19 protein-coding genes are annotated in these 25779 nt (G+C 68.4%); 12 read left to right on the forward strand and 7 right to left on the reverse strand.

What is annotated here, in order from left to right; all coding sequences use genetic code 11:
- Positions 1-119: 119 nt before the first annotated feature.
- The 3 genes from AB0D67_RS14055 to AB0D67_RS14065 form a co-directional block, all read right to left on the reverse strand.
- Positions 120-3590 carry an AAA family ATPase gene (locus AB0D67_RS14055; protein WP_362933914.1) on the reverse strand — a complete coding sequence of 1157 codons (3471 nt, stop codon included), beginning with the start codon at positions 3588-3590 and terminating at the stop codon, positions 120-122.
- Positions 3587-4822: a DNA repair exonuclease gene (locus tag AB0D67_RS14060; protein WP_362933917.1), complete on the reverse strand. Its 1236-nt coding sequence runs from the start codon at positions 4820-4822 to the stop codon at positions 3587-3589. The genes AB0D67_RS14055 and AB0D67_RS14060 overlap by 4 nt, the downstream gene beginning before the upstream one ends.
- Before the next feature lie 164 nt (positions 4823-4986).
- Positions 4987-5598, reverse strand: coding sequence for a hypothetical protein (locus AB0D67_RS14065; RefSeq protein WP_362933920.1), 612 nt, complete (start codon positions 5596-5598; stop codon positions 4987-4989).
- 196 nt (positions 5599-5794) lie between these two features.
- On the opposite strand from AB0D67_RS14065, the gene AB0D67_RS14070 reads away from it, so the two are divergent.
- From AB0D67_RS14070 to AB0D67_RS14100, 7 genes are all read left to right on the forward strand, one after another.
- Positions 5795-8005, forward strand: coding sequence for an N-6 DNA methylase (locus tag AB0D67_RS14070; RefSeq protein WP_362933923.1), 2211 nt, complete (start codon positions 5795-5797; stop codon positions 8003-8005).
- A 12-nt stretch (positions 8006-8017) separates the two neighbouring features.
- A complete protein-coding gene (locus AB0D67_RS14075; protein WP_362933926.1) occupies positions 8018-10036 on the forward strand; it encodes a class I SAM-dependent DNA methyltransferase in 2019 nt (672 codons plus the stop codon).
- Positions 10033-11325: a restriction endonuclease subunit S gene (locus tag AB0D67_RS14080; RefSeq protein ID WP_362933929.1), complete on the forward strand. Its 1293-nt coding sequence runs from the start codon at positions 10033-10035 to the stop codon at positions 11323-11325. Before AB0D67_RS14075 ends, AB0D67_RS14080 begins: the two co-directional genes overlap by 4 nt.
- A 343-nt stretch (positions 11326-11668) precedes the next feature.
- Positions 11669-12448, forward strand: coding sequence for a helix-turn-helix transcriptional regulator (locus tag AB0D67_RS14085; RefSeq protein ID WP_362933932.1), 780 nt, complete (start codon positions 11669-11671; stop codon positions 12446-12448).
- Positions 12439-12678, forward strand: coding sequence for a DUF397 domain-containing protein (locus AB0D67_RS14090; protein WP_362933935.1), 240 nt, complete (start codon positions 12439-12441; stop codon positions 12676-12678). The genes AB0D67_RS14085 and AB0D67_RS14090 overlap by 10 nt, the downstream gene beginning before the upstream one ends.
- A 141-nt stretch (positions 12679-12819) precedes the next feature.
- Positions 12820-14091: an AAA family ATPase gene (locus AB0D67_RS14095; RefSeq protein WP_362933938.1), complete on the forward strand. Its 1272-nt coding sequence runs from the start codon at positions 12820-12822 to the stop codon at positions 14089-14091.
- The gene (locus AB0D67_RS14100; protein ID WP_362933941.1) at positions 14088-14768 is read left to right on the forward strand and encodes a hypothetical protein; all 681 of its coding nucleotides are present in this window, start codon (positions 14088-14090) and stop codon (positions 14766-14768) included. The genes AB0D67_RS14095 and AB0D67_RS14100 overlap by 4 nt, the downstream gene beginning before the upstream one ends.
- 67 nt (positions 14769-14835) lie before the next feature.
- Here the strand turns inward: AB0D67_RS14100 and AB0D67_RS14105 are convergent, their stop codons facing one another.
- The 4 genes from AB0D67_RS14105 to AB0D67_RS14120 all read right to left on the reverse strand — a co-directional run bounded on the left by AB0D67_RS14105 (position 14836) and on the right by AB0D67_RS14120 (position 17141).
- The gene (locus AB0D67_RS14105) at positions 14836-15423 is read right to left on the reverse strand and encodes a DUF6082 family protein (RefSeq protein ID WP_362933944.1); all 588 of its coding nucleotides are present in this window, start codon (positions 15421-15423) and stop codon (positions 14836-14838) included.
- Between the two features lie 141 nt (positions 15424-15564).
- On the reverse strand, positions 15565-16146 hold the full coding sequence (locus AB0D67_RS14110; RefSeq protein WP_362933947.1) for a DUF6879 family protein: 582 nt from the start codon (positions 16144-16146) through the stop codon (positions 15565-15567).
- A complete protein-coding gene (locus AB0D67_RS14115; protein WP_362933950.1) occupies positions 16147-16386 on the reverse strand; it encodes a hypothetical protein in 240 nt (79 codons plus the stop codon).
- Positions 16387-16679: 293 nt separating this feature from the next.
- Complete coding sequence (locus tag AB0D67_RS14120; RefSeq protein ID WP_362933953.1) at positions 16680-17141, reverse strand: ATP-binding protein; 462 nt, start codon at positions 17139-17141, stop codon at positions 16680-16682.
- Positions 17142-17392: 251 nt separating this feature from the next.
- Here AB0D67_RS14120 and AB0D67_RS14125 point away from each other — a divergent pair, with 251 nt between their 5' ends.
- The 5 genes from AB0D67_RS14125 to AB0D67_RS14145 all read left to right on the forward strand — a co-directional run bounded on the left by AB0D67_RS14125 (position 17393) and on the right by AB0D67_RS14145 (position 25653).
- The gene (locus AB0D67_RS14125) at positions 17393-17830 is read left to right on the forward strand and encodes a hypothetical protein (RefSeq protein ID WP_362933956.1); all 438 of its coding nucleotides are present in this window, start codon (positions 17393-17395) and stop codon (positions 17828-17830) included.
- Positions 17831-18022: 192 nt separating this feature from the next.
- Complete coding sequence (locus AB0D67_RS14130) at positions 18023-20002, forward strand: alpha/beta hydrolase (RefSeq protein WP_362933959.1); 1980 nt, start codon at positions 18023-18025, stop codon at positions 20000-20002.
- On the forward strand, positions 20003-20509 hold the full coding sequence (locus AB0D67_RS14135) for a hypothetical protein (RefSeq protein ID WP_362933962.1): 507 nt from the start codon (positions 20003-20005) through the stop codon (positions 20507-20509).
- Positions 20510-20714: 205 nt separating this feature from the next.
- Positions 20715-23957 (forward strand): type I restriction endonuclease, encoded by a 3243-nt coding sequence (locus AB0D67_RS14140; protein ID WP_362933965.1) that lies wholly within the window; start codon positions 20715-20717, stop codon positions 23955-23957.
- 139 nt (positions 23958-24096) lie between these two features.
- Positions 24097-25653, forward strand: coding sequence for a serine/threonine-protein kinase (locus tag AB0D67_RS14145; protein ID WP_362933968.1), 1557 nt, complete (start codon positions 24097-24099; stop codon positions 25651-25653).
- Positions 25654-25779 lie beyond the last annotated feature (126 nt).

Below are 25779 nucleotides of genomic sequence, written 5' to 3' on the forward strand. Positions count from 1 at the left end.
GGTGAGACTAGCTTTTTGTCAATCTGACAGAAATAGCGTTCCGGTGCGGTTTCCGTTGCCTGCCCTTGCGGGCGGGCGTCCGTCCCCGCGCCCTGCTGCGGGCCCGGGGACGGACCCGGCTACACGAACGGCCTGAACCGTGGCAGCGGATGGAGGTGCAGCCGTCCCTCAGGAAGCTCCGCCCGCGCCAGTTCCGCCAGGTGGTCGTGATGGGTGAAGACGATCATCTGGAAGCGGTCGGCCATCTCCTCCAGCACGCGCAGGGTCGCCCGGGTGCGCTGGTCGTCGAAGGTCATGAAGATGTCGTCCACGACGAAGGGAAGCGTGTGCCCCTCCTCGGCGTACCGCTCCAGCGACGCCAGCCGCAGCGCCAGGTAGAGCTGGTCCCTGGTGCCCTCGCTGAGCTGCTCGACCTGGAGGGGCCGGTCGCCGCGCCGAGCCAGCACCACGGGGGAGTCCCTGTCCTCGTCCAGCTCCAGCCCGGCGTAGCCGCCCAGGGTCAGCCGCCGGAAAAGCGCGCTCGCCCTGGTCAGGATCGGATCCTGCTGCTCCTGCCGATACTTCTCCATGCACGAGGTGACGATCTCCCTGGCCACCCGCAACCGGAGATACTCCTCGCTCTCCTCGACCAACGCCGCAGCGGCCGTCTCGGCGTCCTCCGCGGCCTGGGCCGCCTCAGCCGACCCGTCGAGCTGCGCGAGCAGGCTCCTCCTCTCACCGAGAAGCGCCGAATGCTCGGCCCGCTCCCGGTCCAGATCCCCGATCCGGTCCGCGAGATCTTCCAGGTCCGCGTGGAGATGACCGGGGTCGGTGTCAGACGCCTCCCTCTCCAGAGCGCGCAGAGCGTCCTCTTTGACGGGGAGCGTCGCGGTCACCTCGGCGAGGGTGGCGGCCAGCTCGGTGTGCCGGCGGCGGCGCCGTACGGCCTCGCCCAGCGCTTCGGCGTCGGCCACCCCCGCCTTCCCGACGAGGGCCGCGAGTTCCGCGTCCAGGTCCGCGGTGGTGCGCAGGTGGTGATCGACGTCGGCCTCCAGCGTGGCGTGCCCGGCCTGGAGGTGGGCGCGCCGGTCGGCGGCCGAACGGTTCTCCTGCGCCTCCCGGTGCAGGTCCGCCACGAACCCGTACCTTTCGGCCTCGGCATCGGGGAGCCGCCTGCCGCACTCACGGGCGACCCTCTCCAGGGAGGCGTGGAACCGTTCGACCACGGCGGTGTCCTGTTCCATCTCCCTGTCGCTCCTGGCGGCCGAGCGGACCGCGGCGGACACCTGTTCGAGCGACTCCAGGCGGGTGACGGCCTCCGCGGTCTCCAGCCCGGCGGCCAGTCCGGCACGGGCTAGCAACCCGTCCCAGTCGGCGCGCCAGACGTCCAGCTCGTGTTCGCCCTGGGCGACCTGCGCCTCGGCTTCCGCCAGCTCGTCGCGAGCGGTGGTGACCCGGTCGGCCAGGGCGGCGTGTTCCCGCGCAGCCCTCTCCTGCCGGCTCAGGCTGGTCTCGGCGAGCTCCCGCAGCTCGGGCAGCTCCGCGAGGGCGTTGTCGGCACCGAGTGAAGACGCCTCTCCCGTGACCCGCAGCACCTCGCGAAGCCGCGCGATGTGCTGGGAAGCCTGCTCCCGGCGGGAGGCGAGCCCGGCGCGCACAGCTGCGAGCCGGTCGGCGTCCTCCCGGAGCCGTTCGGCGGCCCGGAGTACAGCGGGGGCCGCCTTGGGACTGGCGGGCCGGGGACCGGCGAAGTCCTCCCACAGCCGGGCCCATTCACCCGTCAGTTTTTCGGCGCGGCGATCGAGTTCCGACTCTTCCCCGGCGCACTCGGCCAGCTCGCGCTCTCCCTCACCGATCTGGAGTTCGAGCCGGTAGCGCTTGGCGACCCGGTCCGCCTCCTGGCGCAGCCGGTCGGCGAGGTGGTCGGCTCTGGCGACGGCCGGCGTGAACTCTTCCACCCGCTCCCGGCGCCCGTCGCGGATCTCCCGCCAGAGGGCGTCACGGTCCGACCGGGCGGCGGCGAGGTCGTCCCCGGTGGGCGGAGGGTCGACGTTCAGCAGTCCCGCCAGCTCCAGGCGGTCGGCGTCGAGCCGCCTGGCCAGCTCCTTCGTGCGTCTCGCCAGGTCACGCCGATCCCTCTTGAGCTCGTCGAGCGCCTCGGCGTGCGCGCCGATCTCCGCCTCGGAGGGCACGGTGACGCCTCCCGCCTCCGCCTCGGGACGCGCCCCTAGCTTCAGGTCGCGTAGCCCCTGCTCGACGGCGCCGCGGAGCCGCCGCTCATCCTCGTCGTCGGCCACCATACGGCTGAGCAGATCATCGGGGATCGCGGCGAGGACGGCCCGTAGCGGCCCGGTCTCCTCGGCGGCCGGAAGCCCGCTGAGCTCCTTCTCCGCCTCCTCCAGCTTCCGCCGCAGCCTGCCCGCCGCGCGCCGGTCCCGGGCAAGGGCGGTCTCCAGCTCCGTGTGCCGGTCGTGCAGTTCCTGGGCGCGCTTGCGCACCGACCGGGGCACGTCGTACCGGGCGGCGTCTTCGAAGCGCGCGTCGGGGTGCACCTGGCGCAGCAGCGCCTCCGCCGTCCGCCGCGCCTCGGCGGCGTCTCCGGCCGACTTCGCCAGCCGCCGGGCCGCGCTCCGGGCGTCCCGGTGGTCCTGGAAGAGGGATTCGATCGTGCCCTCGACGGCCAGCAGGTCCTCGTCGACGACCAGCCGGCTCATCTCGTCCGTCGTCGAGGCGAGGCGGCGCCGGGCGTCGTCCAGGGTTCTCCGCGCGTTCCCCAGCTCTTCCAGCAGTCCGGGGAGACGGTCGGCGGCCTCCTGCGGCGCGAGGACGCCCTCCCCCCGGACCTCCTCGATCCGGGAGAGCAGGATGCGGCGCCGGTCCAGGGCGGGGAGGGCCTGGCTCAGCCGTTCCAGGCGGGACTCCTCCCTCCTCGCCTCCTTCAGCTCACCGGCCAGCCGGGCGAGAGCCTCCTCGGCCTCGGCGACCTCACGTTCCCGCCGGGTGTACTCCTCGGGCCGGAGGAGCGCCGCGCGCTGCCGCTCCAGGGCGCGGCGCAGCTCGGCGATCCGCATGTTGATCACCGGACGCCGGCCCTGCTGCTTGTACAGCTCCGCCATGCGCTCGTCGATGGCTCTCAGGGTCTCGGAGAGCCGGAGCCCGGAGCGTGAGGCGGTCAGCGCCTGCCGGAAGTCCCCGCCGCCGTGCACCAGCTCCTCACCGCCCCGGCGGAGCTCCGCGCTGGTCAGGGCGAACACCGAACGGAAGGTGGTCCGGTCGACGCCGCCGAGGGCGGCGTCCAGCTCCGCCTGGCCCACCGCCGAGCCGTCCGGGCCGAGCAGCGGTGTGTTGCGGGCCTTGGACCTGACGAACTCCAGGGTCCCGCCGTCGCTCTTCCTGATCAGCGCGCCGAGCCGCAGCGCCCCCTTGGCGTGCACGAAGTCGTACGGCGAGCGCACGTCAATGCCGTACAGGAGCTGGTCGAGGGCGTGCAGGGCGGTCGACTTGCCCGCCTCGTTCGGCCCGGTCACCAGGTGGACGCCCGGAGCCGACAGGTCGAGGGACATCCCGGTGAAGGGTCCGAACGCCACCAGGTCCAGCCGGTCGATCCTCATCGGTGGCTCCGCCCTTCCGTGACCATGGATTCCAGCAGTTCGAAGGCGTCGTCGGCGATCCGCAGCAGCCACCGTGGGTCGCCGAGGTGGGTGCCGTCCCGGTCGAAGACGTCCGCCGGCAGCAGCGGGTAGAGCGGGCTCGTCTCGACCAGCTTCCGCAGCGCGTCCCCGTCGGCGCGCAGCGCGTCTGCGGTGCGCCGCAGGTCGGGGATGATCCCGGCGGCTCCTTCGTCCGGGGCGTCCGGCGGCCGGGTCTCGATCCGCACCTTCTCCACCCACAGCTCGCCCTGGTCGGTGGCGGCCAGCCGTACCTCGTTGAGGAACCGGGGACGCTCCCGCCACAGGGACAGGTGCGCGGGGCTGGGGCCGGTGACGCTGACCCGTACCGCGTGCAGCCGGTCGCCGGGGACCTCGCGGAGCCCGCGGATCACCAGGTCGATGGCCGAGTCGACGTCGGCGGCCCCGGAGACGTCGATCCTCAGGTGCTCCCAGCGGGCGACGTCCAGGTCGTGGTGCACGACGGAGACGACCCGCAGGTCCTCGACGGTGACCAGCGTGCAGCCCTTGGGGCCGGTCTCCCGGGCGTGCCTGCCCTGGATGTTGCCGGGGAAGACGATCCACGGGTCTTCCGAGACGACTTCGCGGTGGTGCACGTGGCCCAGCGCCCAGTAGTCGTAGCCCTTGGCCGTGAGGTCGCCCACCGAGCAGGGCGCGTAGCGGTCGTGCCCCTCCCGCCCGGTCAGCGCGGTGTGCAGCAGTCCCACGTTGAACAGGTCGGCCCGCGGGGCGGGATAGGCGAGGGAGAGGTTGTCGGTGACGGCGGCCTGAGCGAAGCCCTGGCCGTGCACGGCCAGGCCGCGCGCCTCGTCGAGGACGGTCTGCGGCCCGCTGGTGTCGAGGAGGTGGACGTTGGACGGCAGCCGCAGCCTCCTGGTCATCCGGTTCTGCGCGTCGTGGTTGCCGTAAACCATGTAGACCGGGATGCCCTCGCGGCCGAGGCGGGACATCTGCGTGGCGAAGAACAGGCCGGTCTGGTAGTCGGGCCAGGCGCCGTCATAGACGTCGCCGGCCAGCAGCACGGCGTCCACCGGCTCGGAAACGGCCAGGTCGACGAGGTTTTCCAGGGCGTGCCTGGAGGCGGTCCGCAGTTTTCCCGCCGGGGCGCCCTCGTAGGCCGACAACCCGCGCAGCGGGCTGTCGATGTGCAGATCGGCGGCATGGAGAAGTTTCACGCTGGTCCTTCTCTGGGGAAGTCGCACGTCCCTGGGGAGTGGGGCGCATGTCACGGGAGAGACGTACGCGGACCACCGATGATGACGCGCAGGAAGGAGAAAAGTGGTGCGAATGGTGAAATCGTTGGCTCGTTCCACAAGCGTGTGAGCAGGGGTGGAACGGGTCAGTTGCGGGTGAGGACCCACGAGCCGTCGGCGTGGACGGTGACCAGGCGGGTGCCCGACGGCAGCAGGGCCTTGCCCCGGTAGGAGCCGATCTGGTTGAACAGCAGGTCGCCGTAGGAGCCGGGGCGGGTGTAGCTGTGGACGATGAAGTTGCCCTCGCCGTTGAAGGTCGAGCGGACGGTCCGCAGTCCGCGGGTGGGGGAGAGCTTGAGCACCTGGTCGCCGGTGCCGCGGACGGTTCCGGAGCACCAGCAGCGGGCCTTGCTCAGCGGCTTGAAGACCGCGCTCCACGCGCCGTCGGCCTTGATCTCCAGTGCCGCCGTCCCCTTGCCGCCATAGGTGTTGTACATGACGGTGCCGTTGTAGGGGCCGATCTCGTTGACCAGCAGCTCCTGCTTCTTCCCGGCCGCGGTGACGGTGAAGACGATGAAGTTGGCCTCGCCGTCGTGCCGGAACTGCAGCAGGCCGGGGGTCTTGGTGAGGCGGACGCGGACGACCTCGTCGCCCTCGCCCCGGTAGGCGGTGTCGGCGTGGGCGGTGTCGACACTCACGGCGCCGGTGGTGAGGGTCGCGGCGGCCAGGACGAGCGCGGCCAGAACACGCTTGAACATGGGGCTCCTCAGGGGGATGAACGCATACGGGGTACAGCCGGCCACGTCGCCTCGCCCAGTAGCGTGGTGTGACCGACGCCACCTAGTAGAGCACGTGTTGATTCAATCAACAAACGATTTCCGCGACATTGCCGGGAAGAGACGTCCAGCGTTAGGGTTTGGTTCACGTTCGGAAAGACCCCGGGAGGCGGCCGACATGCGGCGAGACGTCCAGGTGACCGCTGCCGACATCGCGCGGCTGGCCGGGGTGGGCCGGGCGGCGGTGAGCAACTGGCGGCGCCGGTTCGCCGACTTCCCGCAACCCGTCGGCGGTACGGCCACCAGCCCCGCCTTCTCCCTGGCAGAGGTCCGCGCCTGGCTGCTCTCACCCGGCTCGCCCGGCTCCTCCGGCCATGACCGGGAACTGCCGCCCGACGAGTGGCTCTGGCAGGACCTGCGGGCCGTCGCCGATGACGACGACCTCGCCGACCTGATCGCCGACCTCGGCGCGTTCCTCGTCTACACGCACCGCCGCGCCCAGGACTGGGCGGAGCTCGCGTCCGGTGACGACGCGGCGCTCGCCGTCGGCCTCCCCCCGAGGGTCCGCGAGGTGATGCCCTCCCTCCTCGCGAGGGCGGGCGAGGTCACACCGTCCTTCCCCGCCGCCCTGTCCCCGGACCGGGTTCCGCTGATCCGCGCCGTCGCCCGGCTCGGCGTGGAGCGCGGCGCATCCGACGCCTTCGAGTTCCTGCGCGAACGCTACTTCGAGACCCACTCCCGGCGGCTCCACCTCACCCCGCGCGAGATCATCGAGCTCACCCTGGAGCTGGCCGGGCTCGGCGCGGAGGAACCGGCGGGTCCGCGGGCCCGCGGTGACAGCGGATCGGAACCGGCCGGTCCGCAGGACGGTGGTTCGCCCGGTCCGGAGGAATCGGCCGGTTCGCGGGTCCGCGGCGCCTCCGGCCCGGGGACGCCGGGCCGACGGGTCCGCAGCGTCCTCGATCCGGCCTGCGGCGCCGGTGACCACCTCCTCGCGATGCTGGACCGCTCACCCGCCGTCCGGGTCATGGGTCAGGAATCCGACCCGGCCGTCGCCCGGCTCACCGCCGTACGGCTCGCCCTGCGCGGCGACGACACCGACGTCCGCACCGGAGACTCCCTGCGCGCCGACGCATTCCCCGGCGAGACCGCCGACGCGGTGGTGTGCAACCCGCCGTTCAACGACCGCGCCTGGGGCTACGAGGAGCTGACCTCCGACCCGCGCTGGGAGTACGGCCTGCCGCCCCGGATGGAGTCCGAGCTCGCCTGGGTCCAGCACGCCTTGGCCCACCTGCGCCCGGACGGCGTCGCCGTACTGCTGATGCCGCCGGCCGTGGGCAACCGCAGGTCCGGCCGCCGCATCCGCGGCCAGCTGCTGCGCCGCGGTGCGCTGCGCGCTGTCATCGGACTGCCCGCCGGAGCCGTGCCCAACGTCGCGGTCGCCCTGAACCTGTGGGTGCTGCGCAGACCCGCCGAACCCCGCACCCCCCGCCACGTCCTGATGGCCGACACCTCGGGACGGCCTGAGGACTACGCCGAGACGGCCGTCGCGGCCTGGCGGCGGTTCGACGCCGGGAAGGAGCTGGACGAACCCGGGGTGAGCCGTACGGTGCCGGTCATCGACCTGCTGGACGACGAGATCGACCTGACCCCGGCCCGCCACCTGTCCACCGCCGCCGCGAACCTGGCGCCCGAACGGGTCACCGGCACCCGTGACCGCCTCGCCGACCTGCTGCGCACCGTCGCCGAACTGGCCCCCGCCGTTCGGACCGAACCGCGCGACCTGCCGCTCATGCCGCTGTCGGAACTCCTGCGGCGCGGCATGCTCACCCTGCACCAGCAGGCGCCTGTCCGCCCCGGCGAGGAGACCGAGGTCACCGACGGCTCCGCCGTATTGACCGCCGAGGATGTCGTGCTGGACCGGCCGCCCTCCGGCCGCACCCCCGCTCACGCGGTGCGGCGGGAGATCCTGACCCGGCCGGGCGACGTCGCGGTGCCCCAGATCGTCCGCGTCCCCGTCGCCCGGGTCCTCACCCGGGGCGGCGCCGTACTCGGCACTCATTTACACCTGCTGCGGACCGACCCCGAGACGCTGGACCCCGACTTCCTGGCCGGCTTCCTGAGCGGCCCGGCCAACCTCCGCCACTACGGCCCGGCGTCCAGCACCGGCATCCGCGTGGACGTCCGCCGCGCCGAGGTGCCGCTGCTGCCCATCGAGGAACAGCGCGCGTACGGCGAGGCGTTCCGGCGGCTGACGTCCTTCGCCGCCGCGCTGCGGGAGGCGGCCGAAGTGGGAGAGAATCTGATCCGGCTGACCGCCGACGGGCTCACCCACGGCGGCCTCCGCCCGCCCGTCGATGACGACCCGTCCGCCCCCCGCACGACGTGAAGAAGGAGAGCCGTGAGCGGTAACCACCAGAGGTACGCGGACTTCATCTGGTCGGTCGCCGACCTGCTGCGCGGCGACTACCGCCAGTCGGAGTACGGCAAGGTCATCCTGCCCTTCACCCTGCTGCGCCGCATCGACTGCGTGCTCGCCCCCACCAAGCAGGCAGTCCTGGCCAGGGCCGGGGAACTGAAGGACCGGGGCCTGCCGGAGCAGGCCGTGGACCGGATGCTGCGCGACGTGGCCGGGGCGAGCTTCTACAACCGCAGCCCTCTCGACTTCGGCAGGTTCATCGGTGACGCCGAGAACGTCGCGCGGAACCTCCGCTCCTACATCGGCGGGTTCTCCGGCGGCGCCGCCGAGGTGCTGGACAGGTACCGCTTCGACGAGCAGATCACCCGCCTCGACGAGGCCGGGCTGCTCTACCTCGTGACCGCGAAGTTCGCCGAGATCGACCTGCACCCGGACGTCGTCGACAACCATCAGATGGGCTACATCTTCGAGGAGCTCATCCGGAGGTTCTCCGAGATCTCCAACGAGACCGCGGGAGAGCACTTCACCCCCCGTGAGGTCATCAAGCTGATGGTCAACCTCCTCATGGCCCCCGACGACGCGGACATCATGACGCCGGGCATCGTCCGCACGATCTACGACCCGGCCTGCGGCACCGGCGGCATCCTGTCGGCCGCCGAGGAGCACATCACCCGCTACAACGCGCACGCCACGGTGAAGGTCCACGGCCAGGAGCTCAACCCCGAATCGTGGGCCATCTGCCGCTCCGACATGATGCTCAAGGGCCAGGACCCCTCCCAGATCATCCTCGGCAACTCCTTCACCCACCGCGGCCACGCCGACAAGAGGTTCGACTACCTCATGGCCAACCCGCCGTTCGGCGTGGAGTGGAAGAAGGTGCAGAGGCAGGTCGAGGACGAGGCCCGCGACCTCGGCTGGGCCGGCCGGTTCGGCGCGGGGACGCCCCGGATCAACGACGGCTCGTTCCTCTTCCTCCAGCACATGATCTCCCACATGAAGCCGGTCGAGCAGGGCGGCTCCCGCATCGCGATCGTCTTCAACGGCTCCCCGCTGTTCACCGGCGCGGCCGGCTCGGGGGAGTCGGAGATCCGCCGCTGGATACTGGAGAACGACTGGCTGGAGGCCATCGTCGCCCTGCCCGACCAGCTCTTCTACAACACCGGCATCTCCACCTACTTCTGGATCCTGTCCAACCGCAAGGCCCCCGCCCTGAAGGACAAGGTGATCCTGCTGGACGCCCGGGAGTGCTGGACGAAGATGCGCAAGTCCCTCGGCGACAAGCGCAAGGTGATCCCCGACGAGCGGATCGACGAGCTGACCGCGATCTACAAGGACGCCCTCGCCGTCGCGGCCGACGCCGACCACGAGCACCACGCCAAGGTGAAGGTCTTCCCGCGCCACGCCTTCGGCTACCAGCGCGTCACCGTCGAACGCCCGCTCCGCCAGCGCTTCGAGGTCACCGACGCGACCGCCGACGCGGTCGCCGAGGCCAAGGCCGTCGCCAGGTTCGACCACAGCGACGCGCTGCTCGCCGCCCTGCGCTCCCTGTCCGGTACGGCGTGCGGCACCAAACTGGAGTTCGCCGGCAAACTGGACGCCGCCCTCGCCGAGCACGGCCTGAGCAAGCTCCCCGCCCCGGTGGAGAAGGCCGTCTGGGCCGAGGTCGCGGCCGGCGACCCCGAGGGCCAGCTCCAGACCGACCGGAAGAACAACCCGCTGCCCGACCCGGACCTGCGGGACAACGAGAACGTGCCGCTGACCTCGATGAACTCCACCCCGGCGGAGCGGGAGGCGGAGATCGAGGAGTACCTGCGCCGCGAGGTGCTGCCGCACGTGCCAGACGCGTGGGTGGATCATACGAAGACGAAGCTGGGGTTCGAGATCCCGTTCACCCGGCACTTCTACGTGTACACGCCGCCTCGGCCGCTGGAGGAGATCGACGCGGAGCTTCGGGCGCTGGAGGCGGAGATTCAGAAGCTCTTGGGTGAGGTGACTCGATGAGCGGCGCTGATCTGGCCCCGTGGCTCGCACAGTCGAAGTGGCCTACTGTACCGATCAGGTACGTCGCCAAGCTGGGCACGGGCCACACGCCGAGTCGCCAGCACTCGGAGTACTGGGAAGACTGCACCATCCCCTGGATCACTCTGGCCGACGTCTGGCAACTCCGGGACGGAACGCGCGACACGGTCGTGGAGACCAAGGAGAAGATCAGCCGCCTTGGCCTCGCCAACTCGGCGGCGGTTCTCCATCCGGCGGGGACGGTCATCCTCTCCCGCACGGCGTCGGTCGGCTTCTCAGCGATCATGGGACAGGACATGGCGACCAGCCAAGATTTCGCCACCTGGACCTGCGGCCCGAAGATCGAGCCGCGTTATCTGCTGCATGCTCTGAGGGCGATGGCGCCTGACCTTCGCCGGGTGGCGGCAGGGTCAACGCATAAAACGATCTATATGCCGGATATTGAGCAACTGAGGCTTCCTCTGCCTCCAACTGATGAGCAGCGGCGTATCGTCCAGTATCTAGATGCTAAAATCGCATATTTGCATTCTTTGAAAGAGCTCCGTGAACGTCAAGTTAATTTAATATCGGAACGACGTTCAGCTTTTATAAGATCTTTAGTGGCGGGTGAAAGTTCGTCGGCAACCAGGCGCAAAACCGGTAGCCCCTGGGTTCCTAGTGTCCCAATTCATTGGGGAGTTCTTCCATTAAAGCGGAGATGGTCGATAGTTGACTGTAAGCATCGAACCCCTGACTACGTAGACCATGGTTACCCTGTGGTGAGTCCCGGTGATGTGACGGTCGGAAGGCTTGACTTGAGTCGAGCTCATCGTTTCGTAGATGGGGATGACTTTAGAGATTTGGCCGATGGGCCGCGAAGGCCGCGGCGCGGAGACATTATTTATAGCAGAAACGCATCTGTTGGAATCGCCTCTTACGTAGATACGGATGAGCCGTTTACTATGGGGCAAGACGTCTGCAGGATAACTAGCAAATCCGAGAGTCAGCTTTACCTTTATTACGTGCTGAATTTTATGGCGCAAAGTCAGCTAGAGGCGCTTCAGATTGGTAGCATTTTTGCTAGGGTGAACATTGGAGCCCTTCTTGATCTTCTCGTCCCTTGCCCTCCGCGGCAAGAGCAAGAAGAAATTGCGCGGCGCATCGATGTGGAATTCGGTCGATATGAGCGAACGATGAAAGTTCTAAAGAATCAGATCCTCTTAATTTCAGAAAGGCAGCAGGCATTGATTGTGGCGGCGGTCACCGGGCAAATTGATATGGCGACAACATGAGGTGACCGGCGTAGCTGTACTTTATTCAATTGGGAAGCAACTTTTATGGGCTGTGAGGCTCGGCCTGATTCGGTGAGCTGGAGGTTGGGCGGCCTAGTCGCGAACCAATGGGCGCTTGCCGCTCTCGCACCCCCTCTCGCTGAACTGAAAAAATACAGGTTTTGGCGTGCGTTGAAGTCCGACAATTTCCGCATGCCCTGATGGTCCGCTCTGAACACCTCGCCTTTCTCGGAGTGAATATGTTCAGCACGCCGAATTTCAGTTACCTTGGGTGTTCGATCGGTTGCGGAAGGTGAGCGCTGGGTTGTCGGCGCTGTCCTTGAAGTCGGGCAAGGAGGGCGAAATGGCCAACATCTACACCCCCCAGGCGATCTGGGGCCGGGAGCTTCGTCACTACCGCAAGGGAGCGGGCCTCACTCAGGGGCAGCTAGCCCAGAAGATCCACTTCAGCGAGTCGCTGATCAGCGGCGTAGAGACCGGTCAGCTCCCCGCCAGCCCGGACTTCGCCGAAACCTGCGACAAGGTCCTCAACACGGGTGGGGCCCTGCACCGCCTCCTCGACTGGCGGAAGGGCCAGACCTTTCCCTCCTGGTTCGGCCCCTGGCGCGAGAAGGAACAGGAAGCGATCGCCCTCCGGACCTATGAGCCACTGGTATTCCCCGGCCTGCTCCAGACGGAGGCGTACGCCCGCGTGCTGCTGCGCGGAAACGAAGCGGCGGTGGAGGCCCGCATGGACCGGCAGACCATCCTTGCTCGGCAGAGCCCGCGTCCGCCGTCCTTCCGGTGTGTGATCGACGAGGCGATGCTCTACCGCCCGGTCGGTGGGCCGGAGGTGATGCGAGAGCAGTTGGAGCGTCTCGTGTCGATGACCGGCGAGCGCCTCAGCGTTCAGGTGATTCCGAACGGCATGCACTCGGGCTTGATGGGCGGCTTCGCAATCGCCACCCTGGAGACGGGGCGCGACGTACTGTATGCCGAGACGGCCGTGCGCGGTATCACCACGAACGACCCCGAGGACGTCGCCGTGGCCCTGGAGCGTTTCGACGCCATCCGTAGCGAGGCGCTGCCGATCAACATGTCTATCGATCTCATCAAGAAGGCGGTAGTCGAGAAATGGACCTGAGCAACGCCAGGTGGGTCAAGTCAAGCTTCTCCGGAGACAATGGCGGCAATTGCGTTGAAGTGGCGGAGTTGACGAGCGTCGGCGACGGCACCGGTCACAAGGACGGGCACCCCGACCTGATCGCCGTACGTGACTCCAAGGACCCCGACGGCCCCAAGCTGTTCTTCACCCCCGCCGAGTGGGACGCCTTCCTCAACGGCGCCAAGGCCGGCGAGTTCGACCGCCACTGACCCGCTTCTGCCCCTACCGAGTCACCGGCCGCCGAGGTGTCCCCTCGGCGGCCGGTGAGTCTCACGGCTTCACCGCCGAATGGGATCTCCGTACCGCTACGCTCGTCAACCTGTTGGATCACTGCTGCGGAGGCGGGGAAGATGGTGCGCGACAGCCGGGGACGGTCGGCGGCGCGACCTCCGTACCAGCCGGCCGGAGAGCGGGGGATCATGGTACGGCGTCTGAGCGAACTGAAGGTGCAGAACTTCCTCAGCCTGAGGGACGTGACGCTGCCCCTCAATCCGGTCAACGTGCTGGTCGGACCGAACGGCGCGGGAAAAACGAACGTTCTGAAGGTGTTCGACTTCTTGGCTGACGTCGTCCGCAGTGATCTGGGTCCAGCCCTTGATAGGCGTGGGGGGTTTGACCGGCTGGTCTTCCGTGGCGGCGATCCTGAGATTCACCGCGTCATGGTCGGTCTCAAAGGCAGGTGGTCAGCATTCGCCAGTGACCAGCCAGATGAGTACGAGATGGTGCTGAACGATCGATTGTTGAAGCGAACGGAGGCTTTCGACCTGGCGCTGCCGAACGGCGGCAGACGTAAGATCCAGGTCAAGGAAGATGGCGTGGTCAGCGACAGGAATATCGGGGGACTACCCCCTCCGTTTAGGATCGTATCCACTGGAGGAAGTGCACTCACCCTCAGCGCTCTGACCAGTGCTCTATCGACCCTGCCTCGGCTGTCCGAGAAGCTTGGAGGCCAGGAGGTCGTAGCCTTGGCTGATTTTCTTGCCGGTTTCCGTGTCTTTGATGTAGATGTCACCCGCGCCTGTCTGCCGTCCCGTGTCGTGGAAAGCGGTCATGACGCCATCGAGGACGACGCCTCCAACCTCGCCGGGTTCCTGATGACGCTGCGAGACGCCGGCGAAGAGCCCTGGGAACGCCTCCAGGCCGACGCGGTGGAGGTCCTTCCTCACCTCGAAGCCATCGACTTCGAGCACCCTTGGGGGGCGGCTCACACCGTCGTCGTCACCTTGCGCGAGCGGGGGTTGCGAGGTGGCACCCCCCTGCTCGACGCCTCCTACGGCACCATCCGGCTGCTCGGCCTCCTCGCCATGCTCCACGACCCGAATCCTCCGGCGCTCACCTGCGTGGAGGAGATCGACCACGGCCTGCATCCTCAGGCGCTGGAGCTGCTGGTCGAGCGGGTCCGGGAGGCGAGCGAGCGGACGCAGTTCATCATCGCCACGCACTCGCCGGCCCTCGCCGACCGGCTCAGGCCGGAGGAGCTCATCGTGTGCGAACGTGGCGAGGACGGCTCCTCCCTGATCCCGGCCATCCCGACGGCCCGGGTGGAGGAGATCGTGCGGGCCAGCGAGGGGATGCCGCTGGGTGAGCTGTGGTTCTCCGGGGCGTTAGGCGGCGATCTGTGAGCAGGCGCGGAGGCACCCGCGCCCGGCCGGCCAGGAAACCGGTCGTGGTGGTCGCCGGTGAGGACCGGAACGACCGGCTCGGCATCCGGATCCTGCTGGAGGACCTCTGCCCCGACATGCGGGGTCGGGTCGTGGAGATCAGCGACCCGGTGCGCCTGCGTCAGGCCACCGGTGCGAACCTGACCGCGCGTGCCGAGACGCTCGCCCGCAAGGTCCGGGCGCGGGCCGTACGGGACGACACGACGGTGGCGTGCGTCTTCGTCCACGAGGACCTCGACGCGGTCGACGACGACCGGTATCCGCTCGTCCGGCTGCGGGTGGAGAAGGCGCTGGAGTCCGCGCTGGGCACGGCTCACTACGCCCTGGCGGTGTCGGAGATCGAGTCGTGGCTGCTGCTGTTCCCGGACGCCCTCACCGCCCTCTGCGGCACCTGGTCGGTCCCGGCCCGCCACCGGGGCCGGGACACCGGCAAGCTGACCGACCCCAAGCAGATCCTGATGAAGGAGGTCAGCGGCTCGGGCCGCCGCTATCGGGAGACCGACGCCCCGGACGTCCTCGACCGGGCCGTGACGCTCGGGCTGACCAGGAGCCCGCTGGGCCGTAACCGGTCCTACGAGCGGCTTCGCGAGGACGCCGCCCGCTGCTGCGCCGAACACCTTCGGGAAACGCCCCGCTGATCTCCGATGACGCGGAGGCGGCTTACCGGCAACTCGGCGGGTGAGGCGAATATCGCCCCTCTCGGGTCTACCTGCTTCGCAGTCGTGTGACGGCGTTCTGGAGCCGGGGGAGAACGCCTCTGGCCTGAGGGGGAACGGCGGCGGCGAAGGCGCGGTCGACCTCGGCGGTGAAGAAGTCCTCGCCCTCGTCGCCCCGGGTGACCGTCACCCGTACGGTCCGGGCCTTCTGCCAGAAACGGTAGATGTCCCTGCTCTCCATCAGGTGGCTGAGCGCGCCGCGCAGTTCGGCCAGCTCGATGGTTCGGGTCTCGTAGGCGACCTTCTGCAGGTTGAGGATCAGGTTGCAGTAGTGGTCCTTCTTCGTCGCCTCGACCCCCGGCGACATCAGCGGCCACACCTCCCGCAGCTCGGCGTCGTCGATCGCCATCCTGATCAAACTGGTGTGCAGCTCACGCAGCGCGATCTCGCTGCTGCGCTGCTGCTCCTCACGCGCGATGGTCAGCTCCTCGCGCTGGTTGCGCAGCTCCCGGCCCTGGAGGAAGAGGGTGAGGGCGATGCCGATGAACGCGACGCCGGAGAAGAAGACGCCGATCGGCGACAGCGCCTCTCCGATCTTCGACCACTTGTCGAGGGTCGCGGCGTCGGAGCGGAGCAACAGAATCGCAGGTATGACCAGCACAATCGCGACCAATGCGATACCGAGAATCGGAGCGGAGGAAAGGGCGACGGCTCTCAACCACCGGCGGCGACTCATCATCGGAACGTATCCGGAGGACCGGCCGCCGTCCATGCCCGATCAGATGTCGGCCATGAACTCCTCGAACGGTACGGCCCGCCGCCGGAGCGCGACCGCTTTCTTCTCCAGCGCGGCGATCACATCGGAGTCGTGCGTCACCCACCCTCCCGACTGGAGACCGATCTCCCCGTAATCATGGATCAGGGCCGTGTGCCGGTCGAAGAGGAGGAAATCGAAATGCTCCTCGTCGGGGAGTCTCATCGCGGGGTCGCAACGCACGACTTCGATGTTCTCGCCGACCTTCACCCGAATGCGATAGGCGATCAGCTCGTAGTCGAGATAGGGCGTCAACGGCTCCTGGATCAGGCGGATCCGGGCGTAGTCGATGCCTCTTCGCTCGACGTCCTCGTACAGCGACCGCTCGGCCTCCGACTCCGTCCGGAGCAGCCGTTCGGCCTCGGTGAGGTCACCCCGCTCGTAGGCGGCCTGGGAGGTGGTGATGTCGCGTTCGCGGTAGCTCTGCCAGCATTCAAGCTTGAGGAACCGTTCGTCCGTGCGTGACCAGGCATCCAGGAAGCACGTCCCGAACTCGTCGAGGTCCAGTCGCCGGCCTGAGGCCGTTGCCCACCGCGGAGGACGCATCTACTGCTCCGGAATGTCGCTCTTCGCCGAGATCAGCGTGGCGCGTGAGATCAGTACGATCCGTTCGTCCGGGGCACATCGTGCGTCGTGCAGTGGATTCACGCCGAGCTGGTCGGTGATATCGGTCCCGATGACGGCGAAGTTTCCGTCATCCAATTCGATGATATCCGGTGACCCTGTGGCGGCAGTGGTGTCGCCGCGCGCTTCCGGAGTCTTTCCCAGCCGCCGGACAGCCTTCATTCGCCCTCTTTTCGATTGAAGGTATCAATTACTCCATATCATCGGTTGTGATGAATTGCAAGAAAGGTTGATCTGCTTGGCTTGGAGCTCTGATCTGGTCTGCCCGGATATATCGCCATCGATAATCCGGTGCGCGCATGGGGTGGATGAGAAAGCCGGATTCGACCGTCACCGCGACGGCGATCGGTCGCCGACCCCGATCGGGAGATTGGCACTCGCGACGCCGCCTCGGCGGAGGCTCGCCGTACGGCGCCCCCGGCCTTCACCGGCCGGGGTCCCGGCCGATCGGGCGCTCAGGGCCAGGCGAGGAGTTGGAACCAGACGGACTTGCCGTACGGGTTGAGGGTCCAGCCCCAGTTGCAGGAGAGGTCCTCGACGATGGACAGGCCGCGGCCGGAGGTCTCCAGGTCGGACGGCCTGCGCATCCGGGGGATCTCGACGCAGGAGTCGTAGACGTCCACCACCAGCAGCGCGCCCAGCTTGCCGACCGTGACCCGGATGACGTTGCGGGTGGGGGCGTCGGCCGTGCCGTACGCCATGGCGTTGGTGGCCAGCTCCGAGACGAGCAGTTCGGCGATCTCCGGGGCGTCTCCGGCCGCGTCCCAGTCGCCGGCCGTGTCGCGCACGAAGCGGCGAACGGACGCCACGCTCCGCTCCGCGCGGGTGATCCACCGCTCGCCGAGCAGGAAAAGGTCCGGGTTGGGCGTGTAGTGGTATCTGCTCAGCGTCGCGCACGCTTGGAGAGCCTCTTCCACGCTCTCTTTCTTTAACTCGGAATGCATGCGTTCAGCGTGCCCGGACGAGGTCGTGGCGGGCACCGGAACGGTTGCGAGCGGCGAGCGTTGAGGTTCACGCCGTCGTCCTTGAAATCCGGCAAGAAGGGCATGACGGCTGTCTGATCGGGCCTCCGCTGATACGTTCCTCCGGCGGCTTACCTTCGGGGATCCTTTTCTCGGAAAGGGCGCCTGCGAGCCGTTCCGCATCCGCTTCGACATCCGGAGGTCCGGTGCCCGACCCGCACATCCCCGTAGAACCGTTATCCCGGCCGGAGAGCGCGCCGAGAAAGAAGCGTATGCCGGTGGAGATAACGGCCCTGATGGTGCTCATGTGGCTTCAGACGGGCCTCGGGGCGGTGATGACCTTCATCGCGTTCGCCTTCCTCGTGATGATGGGGCTGCCCAGCCTCGACGTCCTGCCCTGGTACATCTACCTGTTCCCGGTTCCCCTGCTGGTACCGGGTCCGCTGTCGGTCCTCATCGCCATGCGGCGGCGGGGGGCCTGGGTGGCGGCCGTCGTGATCGAGGGGCTTGCGGCGCTGGAGTACGGTGGCACCGCGTTCACGCTGTTCGGAGTGGTCAACATCGTCGTTGTGGGCCTGGCGCTTGCTCTTGCCATCCTTTTCATCCTGTTTCGTAGTAAGAGAACCGGTTGGTTCGAGCGGTAGGAGGCGCCGTAATCGGCCCGGCCCGGCATCGACGGGCCGGGCCGCCGCTTTTCAGTGGCCTGCTCGGGGCGGGCGGCTGGGTGTCAGGAACCTGGTCGCTTCCGGTGTTGAATTGATTTTGTAGGGACCGTATATCGGGAATGTCTGTTTCGGGAGACTTCAACGCCGGACCTTGATCCTGGATGGCCTTGCGTGAGACTCTGGCGCATTGTGGCGGCGAATGCGACTGCGGAGTTGGAAGCGGCGTTGTCGCGGATCACTCAGCTCGGCCGGAGCCATGCGGCGGCGCTGGACTCGTCCGTGCGGTACATGGCGGCCAACGCCTGGGTCGGCGGGGGAGCGCCGGCGTTCGCCCAGGCACTCGCGGCCCGCCGTACGGCATTGCAGTCGGCCTTCCAGGACGCGGCCGAGGAGATGGCGCGGCGGATCAGGCAGCTCGGCGGCCAGGCGCAGGCGCCCTCGTTCTCCACGTCGGTCGGCACGGCGGCGGCCCGGCCGTCCTCCTTCTCCGGGATGGACGTCGCCGCGATGGGCCGCCTGGTGGCCGACCTCCAGCGGGCCGGGCCGGAGCTGATCGGGGCCGGGCAGCGGCTCTCCGCCGAACTGTCGGCGCTGTGCGTCGCCTCGCCTTCCGTGCGGCAGGTAGGTGACGCCGGCGTCTGGGCCGAGGAGCAGGTCCGCGACCTGCGGCAGCGGCTGGCGGTGATCCAGCAGACCCACGACATCGGCACCGCCTCCCAGGCGACGGCCGCCTTCGGCCTGTTCGGCGGGCATGCGCCGGACTCCAACGGGGTGGGCAAGCTGACCGCCGCCGCAGCCCGTGGGGACGTCGCGGCGCTGAAGGCGTTGGCGGACCTGCAGAAGACCGGCAAGGACAAGACGCTCGCCGGACGGCTCAGCGTGTGGTGGCGGCAGCTCGGTCCACTGGCGCAAGGTCAGTTGATGAACGCCTCCCCGGGCCTGGTCGGCAGCCTGAACGGGCTCCCCGCGGTGGACCGTGACAAGGCCAACCGGGCTTACCTCGCCGCCCAGAAAGCCGTGATCCCACCGGAGTTGCAGCGTCTCCGTGCCTCCTCGGCCGCGCTGGGAGCGGAGATGAAGAAGCTCAGCGACCAGATGGCGGGCATCCGCGATCCTCAGCAGAAGTACGGCCTCAGCCAGAGACTGGAGCAACTGCGCGAGTCCTCGGAGCGAGTGAAGGGGTCGATTGAGGAGCAGGAGCTGAAGATGCGGCAGCTCGCGGCGGTGGAGAAGGGGATGGCACGGGGTGGGCAGAACGGCCGCGCTCCGGCCTTCCTGCTGCAACTCGAACCGGGAGGATTGGGTAAGGCCGTCGTCTCATTCGGAAACCCTGATGAAGCTGACAACGTAGCCGTCTATGTTCCCGGCACCGGCACCAAACTGGATGGGTTCGGGGGTGCCGAATCGGAACGAGCCGCCGTCACCTGGGACCAGGCGAACAGGTTCGCGCTGGGCAAGAAGGTCGCCTCCATCGCCTGGGTCGGCTACGACGCCCCGCAGTGGGGAATAAATCTCGTCATCCATGACAAGACGCCTGGGCTTCCCTTTGCCGCATGGAAGGGCGGCCCGTTGCTGGCAAGCTTCACAGATGGTCTGCATGCCGCCCATGCTCCGAACCGCGAAGCTCGCCTCACCGTCCTGGGGCACAGCTACGGATCGACGACGGTCGGCGATGCCGCGCAACTGCGTCCCCATTCCTTCGCGGATCAATTGATCTTTGTAGGCAGTCCAGGCGCAAGCGCGAGGAAGGCGAAAGAGCTGGGAGTCGGTTCGGTGTGGGTGGGAGAGGCTCCTAACGACCCGGTAGGAGACGTGGGAACCATTGTTCCGTTCCTTGGAGCCGACCCTAGTGAACCGAGGTTCGGCGCTAAGCAGTTCTATGTCCCGGATACCGGAGACTTCGCAGGAAACTTCAAAGCTCACTCCAGCTATTGGGACGATGAATCTGATTCCCTCGCCAACATCGGTTACCTGATCGATGGCAAATATGGCGACCTTGTTCCTTTCCCTGGGCCGCCTGCGCCTCCGCCTCCCTTGGCTCATCCTGTTCCGTCGCCACACCCGTCGGGTGCGATGCCGGTCGACAGGCCACCGCCTGCCCCGCAACCCTCACCCGCTCCGCAACCCCCGCCTACGCCGACAGGTGAATAGATGTCTCGTCTCGCCGCGATAATCGTCGTCGTCGTTGTGATCGTGACCGGTTGTACTGGAGGAGATGCTGTGGACAAGCCGACAATGACTGAGGCTCAGGCGTTGGCTCGTGTGGAGCAACTCATCAAGGAAACGGCTGCCGTCGTCCAGCCGAAACCCCGCCTTGACCTTTATGCTCCCAGTCTCAACCCCAATATGTGCCTAGATCCGACCGATGGCGGGTCGGAAGATCGAATCGTGGTGAATCGCTCCTATTACCTGCGAGGCATCCCCCAGGACAAGGTCTCTGAAGTCGTTGGCCAGATCAAAAGCTATTGGGAACAGCAGGGATATCGCATCTCCGGAGTCTCCGCCAACGGCCGGAACATTACGGGGCGCTCCAGGCCTGACGACTTCCTGCTCTCACTGCTGTCCGCTTATGACGGTGACGATGTAGTGCTCAGCATGGGGGCTTCGTCGCCCTGCATCTGGCCTAACGGCACCCCCGAGCCCTCTTCCGCTAGCTGATTCCCGCCTCACTCCCCGCGCTTCACGTGCTTCCCCGACTGTGCCCTCCAGGCAACCGCTCTCGGGCAGTCCGCTTGGGGAGGAATGTTCGGAACGTTCCACTGATATCCCCCATCGCCCCGTCCCTTCTGTTTCAATTGGGGGCTCTGAAGTTTCCCCTCCGAGGAACCCGAGACCCCTGAGAACCTCAGAACCTGAAGGACCGGTGACCGTGCCCCCCGTGCACCACGAGAAGGTCTTCGAGGACGTCATCGAGTCGGCGCTGATCGGCGCGGGCTGGCTGAAGGGCTCGAACGACCTCTACGACCACGCCCTCGGGCTGAACACGCAGGAGCTGCTCGACTTCGTGCGGGCGACGCAGCCCAAGGAGTGGCGGCGGCTGGTCGTCGCGCATGCCGGGAACGAGGCGGTGGCCGCGCGGCGGCTGGTCGAGCGGGTGGCCAGGGCGATCGACGACGAGGGCGCGCTGGAGGTGCTGCGGCACGGCGTCAAGGACCGGGGCGTCCTGTTCCGGCTGGCCTACTTCCGGCCCGCGCACACCGTCGCCGCCGACGCGCTGGAACCGTACGGCAAGAACATCCTCAGCGTGGTCCGCCAGTTCCGCTACTCGGCGAAGACGACCGACGCCCTCGACCTGGCCCTGTTCGTCAACGGGATCCCGGTCGCCACGGCCGAGCTGAAGAACCCGCTCACCGGCCAGACCGTAGAGCACGCCAAGCGGCAGTACCGTGAGGACCGCGACCCCCAGGAGTTGCTGTTCGCCCGGCGGACGCTCGTCCACTTCGCCGTGGACCCCGACCTGGTGTTCGTCACCACCCGGCTGGCGGGGGAGCGGACCCGCTTCCTGCCGTTCAACATGGGTACGGCCGGCCCCGGCAGGCCGGGCGGCGCGGGCAACCCCGATGCCCCCGGCGTGCTCGACGCAGCCGACCTGGGTGATCCGTACGGCGCGAGCGCCTACCGGACCGCCTACCTCTGGACGCGGATCTGGCACCCTGACACCTGGCTCGACCTGCTCAGGCGGTTCCTGCACGTCGACGACGAGGACGTCAGGAAGGGCAAGGGCCGCAAGCCGTCCCCGGGTAAGGCTCACCGGCTGCCGTTGATCTTCCCCCGGTTCCATCAGTGGCACGCCGTACAGACCCTGTCCGGGCACGCCAGGCGGTACGGCGCCGGCCATAACTACCTCGTCCAGCACTCGGCGGGGTCGGGCAAGTCCAACACGATCGCCTGGCTCGCGCACGCGCTGTCCGGCCTGCACACCCCGGCCGCCCTCGCCGGGATCGACGAGACCGCGCTGGCCAAGGGATATGAGCCTGACCAGCCTGTCTTCGACAAGGTCATCGTGATCACCGACCGGGTGGTGCTGGACCGCCAGCTCCAGGAGACGATCTACCAGTTCGAGCACACGCCGGGCGTCGTCCGGCGGATCGACCAGCATTCCGACCAGCTCGCCGAGGCGCTGCAAGGGGAGACGGCCAAGGTCGTCATCACCACCCTGCAGAAGTTCCCTCATGTCCTGCAGAAGATCGAGGGCCTGCGCGGTCGGCGGTTCGCGGTCATCGTGGACGAGGCGCACTCGTCACAGTCCGGCGAGGGGGCGGCGGCGCTCAAGCGGGTGCTGCTCAAGCTCGGCGGCGGCACCGCGTCCGGCGACGTGACTGGCGGGGCGTCCGGTGCCACACCAGATGCCGCGCCTGTTGACGCGGCCGGCGCTGCGAGCACCGACGACATCGACGAGGACGGCGACCTGCTGACCGCGAGCGCCCTCGCCCGGGGCAGGCACGACAACCTGTCGTACTTCGCGTTCACCGCGACGCCGAAGGGCAAGACGCTGACCCTCTTCGGCGTGCCCGGCGAGGATGGCAAACCGCGTGCCTTCCACACCTACTCCATGCGGCAGGCGATCGAGGAGGGCTTCATCCTCGACGTGCTGAAGAACTACGTCACCTACGCGACGTTCTGGCGGCTGGCCAGCAGTGAGCCCGACGACCGCGAGGTCGATCGGCGCAAGGGACAGGCGCTGCTCACCCGGTTCGCCGAGCTGCACCCGACGAGCATGCAGCAGCGGGCGCAGATCATCGTCGAGCACTTCCGCCGGCACACCGCCGGGCGGATGGGCGGCCGGGCCAAGGCCATGGTGGTCACCCGCTCGCGCGAGCACGCCGTACGGCTCGGCCAGGCGATCCGCGACCACGTCGCCGCGAACGGCTACTCCGACTGCGGCACGCTCATCGCCTTCTCACAGACGCTGAAGGTCGACGGGGTGGAGTACACCGAGGCACGCCTCAACGGCTTCAGCGAGCGGGAGCTGCCGGAGCGGTTCGGCTACTGCCGCGCCGACGACTCCTCGCCGGGCGCGGCGGAGAAGGCGGAGCACCGGATCCTGGTCGTCGCCGGCAAGTACCAGACCGGGTTCGACCAGCCGCTGCTGACCACGATGTACGTCGACAAGAAGCTCGCCGGGGTGGCGGCGGTGCAGACGCTGTCGCGGCTGAACCGTACGCACCGGCTCAAGTCGCAGGGCGACGTGTTCGTGCTCGACTTCGCCAACGAGGCCGAGGAGATCCAGGAGGCGTTCCGGCCGTACTACGAGGGCAGCGCCACCGAGCGGATCGACCCCAACCTGCTGTACACCCGCGAGGCGGCCGTGCTCGGGCACGCCCTGCTGGTGGAGTCGGAGATGCAGGCCCTGGCCGAGGGCTACCTGCGGGCCGAGCGGACCTCGGCGACCCGGCGGGAGCTGGAGAAGGCGCACGCCGAGCTGTACCGGCTGACCGGGCCCGCGGTGCGGCGCTTCGTCGAGCGGCAGCGCGAGGACGCCGAGAACGGTGGGGAGGCGGCCGAGGAATTCCGCGGCGACCTGCGCGGATACGTCCGCCTGTACGGTTTCCTGTCGCAGGTCGTGCCGTACGTCGACCCCGACCTGGAGCGGCTGTACCTGTTCGGCCGCTTCCTGCTGAACCGGCTGCCGCGCCGGGAGGACCCGGCGGTGGACATCGGCGAGATCGACCTCACCCACCTGAGGATCAGCCTGACCGGTGAGCACGACATCAGCCTCTCCGAGGCGGAGGAGGTGACGATCCCCGGCCCGGACGGCGGGGGAGGCGCGGCCCCCGAGCCGGAGACGGCCTCGTTGCGCGACCTGATCGCCGCGTTCAACGACAGGTACGGCCTGGGCCTGTCAGAGGCGGACCAGGTCTGGGTGGAGCAGCAGTTCCGTGAGGCGGCGGGCGCCGACGCGCTCCGGCAGGCCGCCCTCGTCAACGACGAGGCCAACTTCGGCGAGGTGTTCGCCGACCACCTGGAGAAGGTCGTCATCGACCGGCACACCGGCAACACCGGCCTGATGCAGCGCTTCTACGACGACTCGTTGTTCCGGTCGCGGATCACCGAGATCGGGCGTCGGCAGGTCTACCGGATGATCCGCGACAGCGAGGGACTGTGACGGCCGTCAGGTGCTTTCTCCCTGAGGGGATGGGTCTCTCCCCGGAGGAAGCGCATTTTCCCCCAAAGGGGACAGATCTCCCCTCCAGGGGGACGGGCCTCCTCCGGGAGGGGACAAGTTTCTTCCTGGAGGAGGCCGCGTGAACCGGGGAGACGTCGTCGGTGACCGGTACGAGTTGGCCGACTACCTCGGCCGCGGCGGCTACGGCGAGGTCTGGAAGGGCTTCGACCGGTCGCTGGACCGGCATGTCGCGGTCAAGTTCATCCGTACGGAGCGGTTCCCCACCCCGGAACTGCGTGAGGAGGCCGAGCGGCGCTTCCGCCGTGAGGCCCGGGTCACCGCGCGGATCGGGCATCCCGGGGTTCCGGTCATCCATGACCTCGGTACCCATGACGGTGACCTCTACCTGGTGATGGAACTCGTCGAGGGCTTCCGCGTCGACGACCTGATCGCCTGCCACCACCCGCTTCCGGTCGCCTGGGCGGCGGCGATCGCCGCCCAGATCTGCGCGGTCCTGACGGTCGCGCACGCCCGCTCGCTCATCCACCGCGATCTCAAGCCGACCAACCTGGTCCTGTGCGCCGACGGCACGGTCAAGGTCCTCGACTTCGGCGTCGTCGCGATGCTGGGCTCGGCGGACGTCACCCAGATCACCCAGGACGGGCATACCGTCGGCACGCCGCACTACATGTCGCCCGAACTGGCCGTCACGGGTCTGGCCAGTCCGCGAAGCGACCTGTACGCGTTGGGCTGCGTGCTGCACGAGCTGCTGACCGGGTCGCGGGTCTTCGAGTCGGCGTACACCGCCGCCGAGGTCGGCCGCCACTACACCGAGGCGCCCACCCCCTTGCGGTCGCTCCGCGCGGATGTGCCCTCCGAGATCGAACGGCTGGTCCTGGAGTTGCTGGCCAAGAGCGCCGCCGACCGGCCCGTGGACGCGGCGGAGGTGTACGGGAGGCTGCTGCCGTTCGTGACGGCCCCACCGCCATTGCCCGGTGTGACGGCCGCGCCGCCGTCGCCCGACCCGCTGCGGATGTACGCCGCCGTCGCCGAGCGCGTCGCCGAGACCGCGTTGACCGGCCCCCGCGCCTCGATACGGGATGCCGGACCCGGGCGGAGCCTCTCTGAGGCGGAGCTGCGGGCGGCGAACGAGCGCGCCGAGGAACTCGCCCTCGAAGGGCGGTTCAGTCAGGCGGTCGAACTGCTCGAAAGCGCGCTCGCCGGGGCCGGGGGCGTCCTTGCGCCGGAGGATCCGGTGGTCTTCGCGCTGCGCATGCGGCTGGCCGGCTCACGCTTCGCGGCCAGGGACTACCGGCGGGCGGCCGAGGACTACGACGACCTCCTGCCCCGGCTGTCGGCGCTGCTGGGAGCCGTCCACCCGGCGGTGCTGGGCTGCCGCCTCAACCGGGCGCTCTGCGCGGCGGCGCTCGGGCGGCACCGGGTCGCGCTCTCGCAGATGGACGGCCTGCTCCGCGACGCGCGGCCGGTGCTGGGGGATCGTGACGGGTTCGTCCTGGAACTGCGCAGGGAACTCGGCACGCTCCTCATCCGGCTGGGCGACTACGAGCGGGCGCGTGCGGTCCTGCGGCCCCTGCTGGCCGACTTGGAAGCCGAAAGCGGCGCCGGCCACCCCGACACCCGCGACGTCCGGGACCTGCTGCGGTCGCTCGAACGTGTTTTGCCGACCCGACGGTGACGGATGAGGAAGGTGGGCGGGCATGAGGATCGCCGAACGCTACGAGCTGCGCCGGGCCATCGCCCGCGGTCCTCGATCTCCTCTCGGCTGACCCGCCCGGACGGTGACCGGGCAGTTCCGCCAGGT

The sequence above is a fragment of the Streptosporangium sp. NPDC048047 genome (genome assembly GCF_040653115.1).
In the GTDB taxonomy this organism is placed as follows: Bacteria; Actinomycetota; Actinomycetes; order Streptosporangiales; family Streptosporangiaceae; genus Streptosporangium.

Coding starts and splice junctions, on each gene's coding strand:
- AB0D67_RS14070 (WP_362933923.1), top strand. CDS start 5,795: ATGCGGCGAGACGTCCAGGTGACCGCTGCCGACATCGCGCGGCTGGCC.
- AB0D67_RS14080 (WP_362933929.1), top strand. CDS start 10,033: ATGAGCGGCGCTGATCTGGCCCCGTGGCTCGCACAGTCGAAGTGGCCT.
- AB0D67_RS14055 (WP_362933914.1), bottom strand. CDS start 3,590: ATGAGGATCGACCGGCTGGACCTGGTGGCGTTCGGACCCTTCACCGGG.
- AB0D67_RS14095 (WP_362933938.1), top strand. CDS start 12,820: ATGGTGCGCGACAGCCGGGGACGGTCGGCGGCGCGACCTCCGTACCAG.
- AB0D67_RS14135 (WP_362933962.1), top strand. CDS start 20,003: ATGTCTCGTCTCGCCGCGATAATCGTCGTCGTCGTTGTGATCGTGACC.
- AB0D67_RS14065 (WP_362933920.1), bottom strand. CDS start 5,598: ATGTTCAAGCGTGTTCTGGCCGCGCTCGTCCTGGCCGCCGCGACCCTC.
- AB0D67_RS14090 (WP_362933935.1), top strand. CDS start 12,439: ATGGACCTGAGCAACGCCAGGTGGGTCAAGTCAAGCTTCTCCGGAGAC.
- AB0D67_RS14110 (WP_362933947.1), bottom strand. CDS start 16,146: ATGCGTCCTCCGCGGTGGGCAACGGCCTCAGGCCGGCGACTGGACCTC.
- AB0D67_RS14115 (WP_362933950.1), bottom strand. CDS start 16,386: ATGAAGGCTGTCCGGCGGCTGGGAAAGACTCCGGAAGCGCGCGGCGAC.
- AB0D67_RS14085 (WP_362933932.1), top strand. CDS start 11,669: ATGGCCAACATCTACACCCCCCAGGCGATCTGGGGCCGGGAGCTTCGT.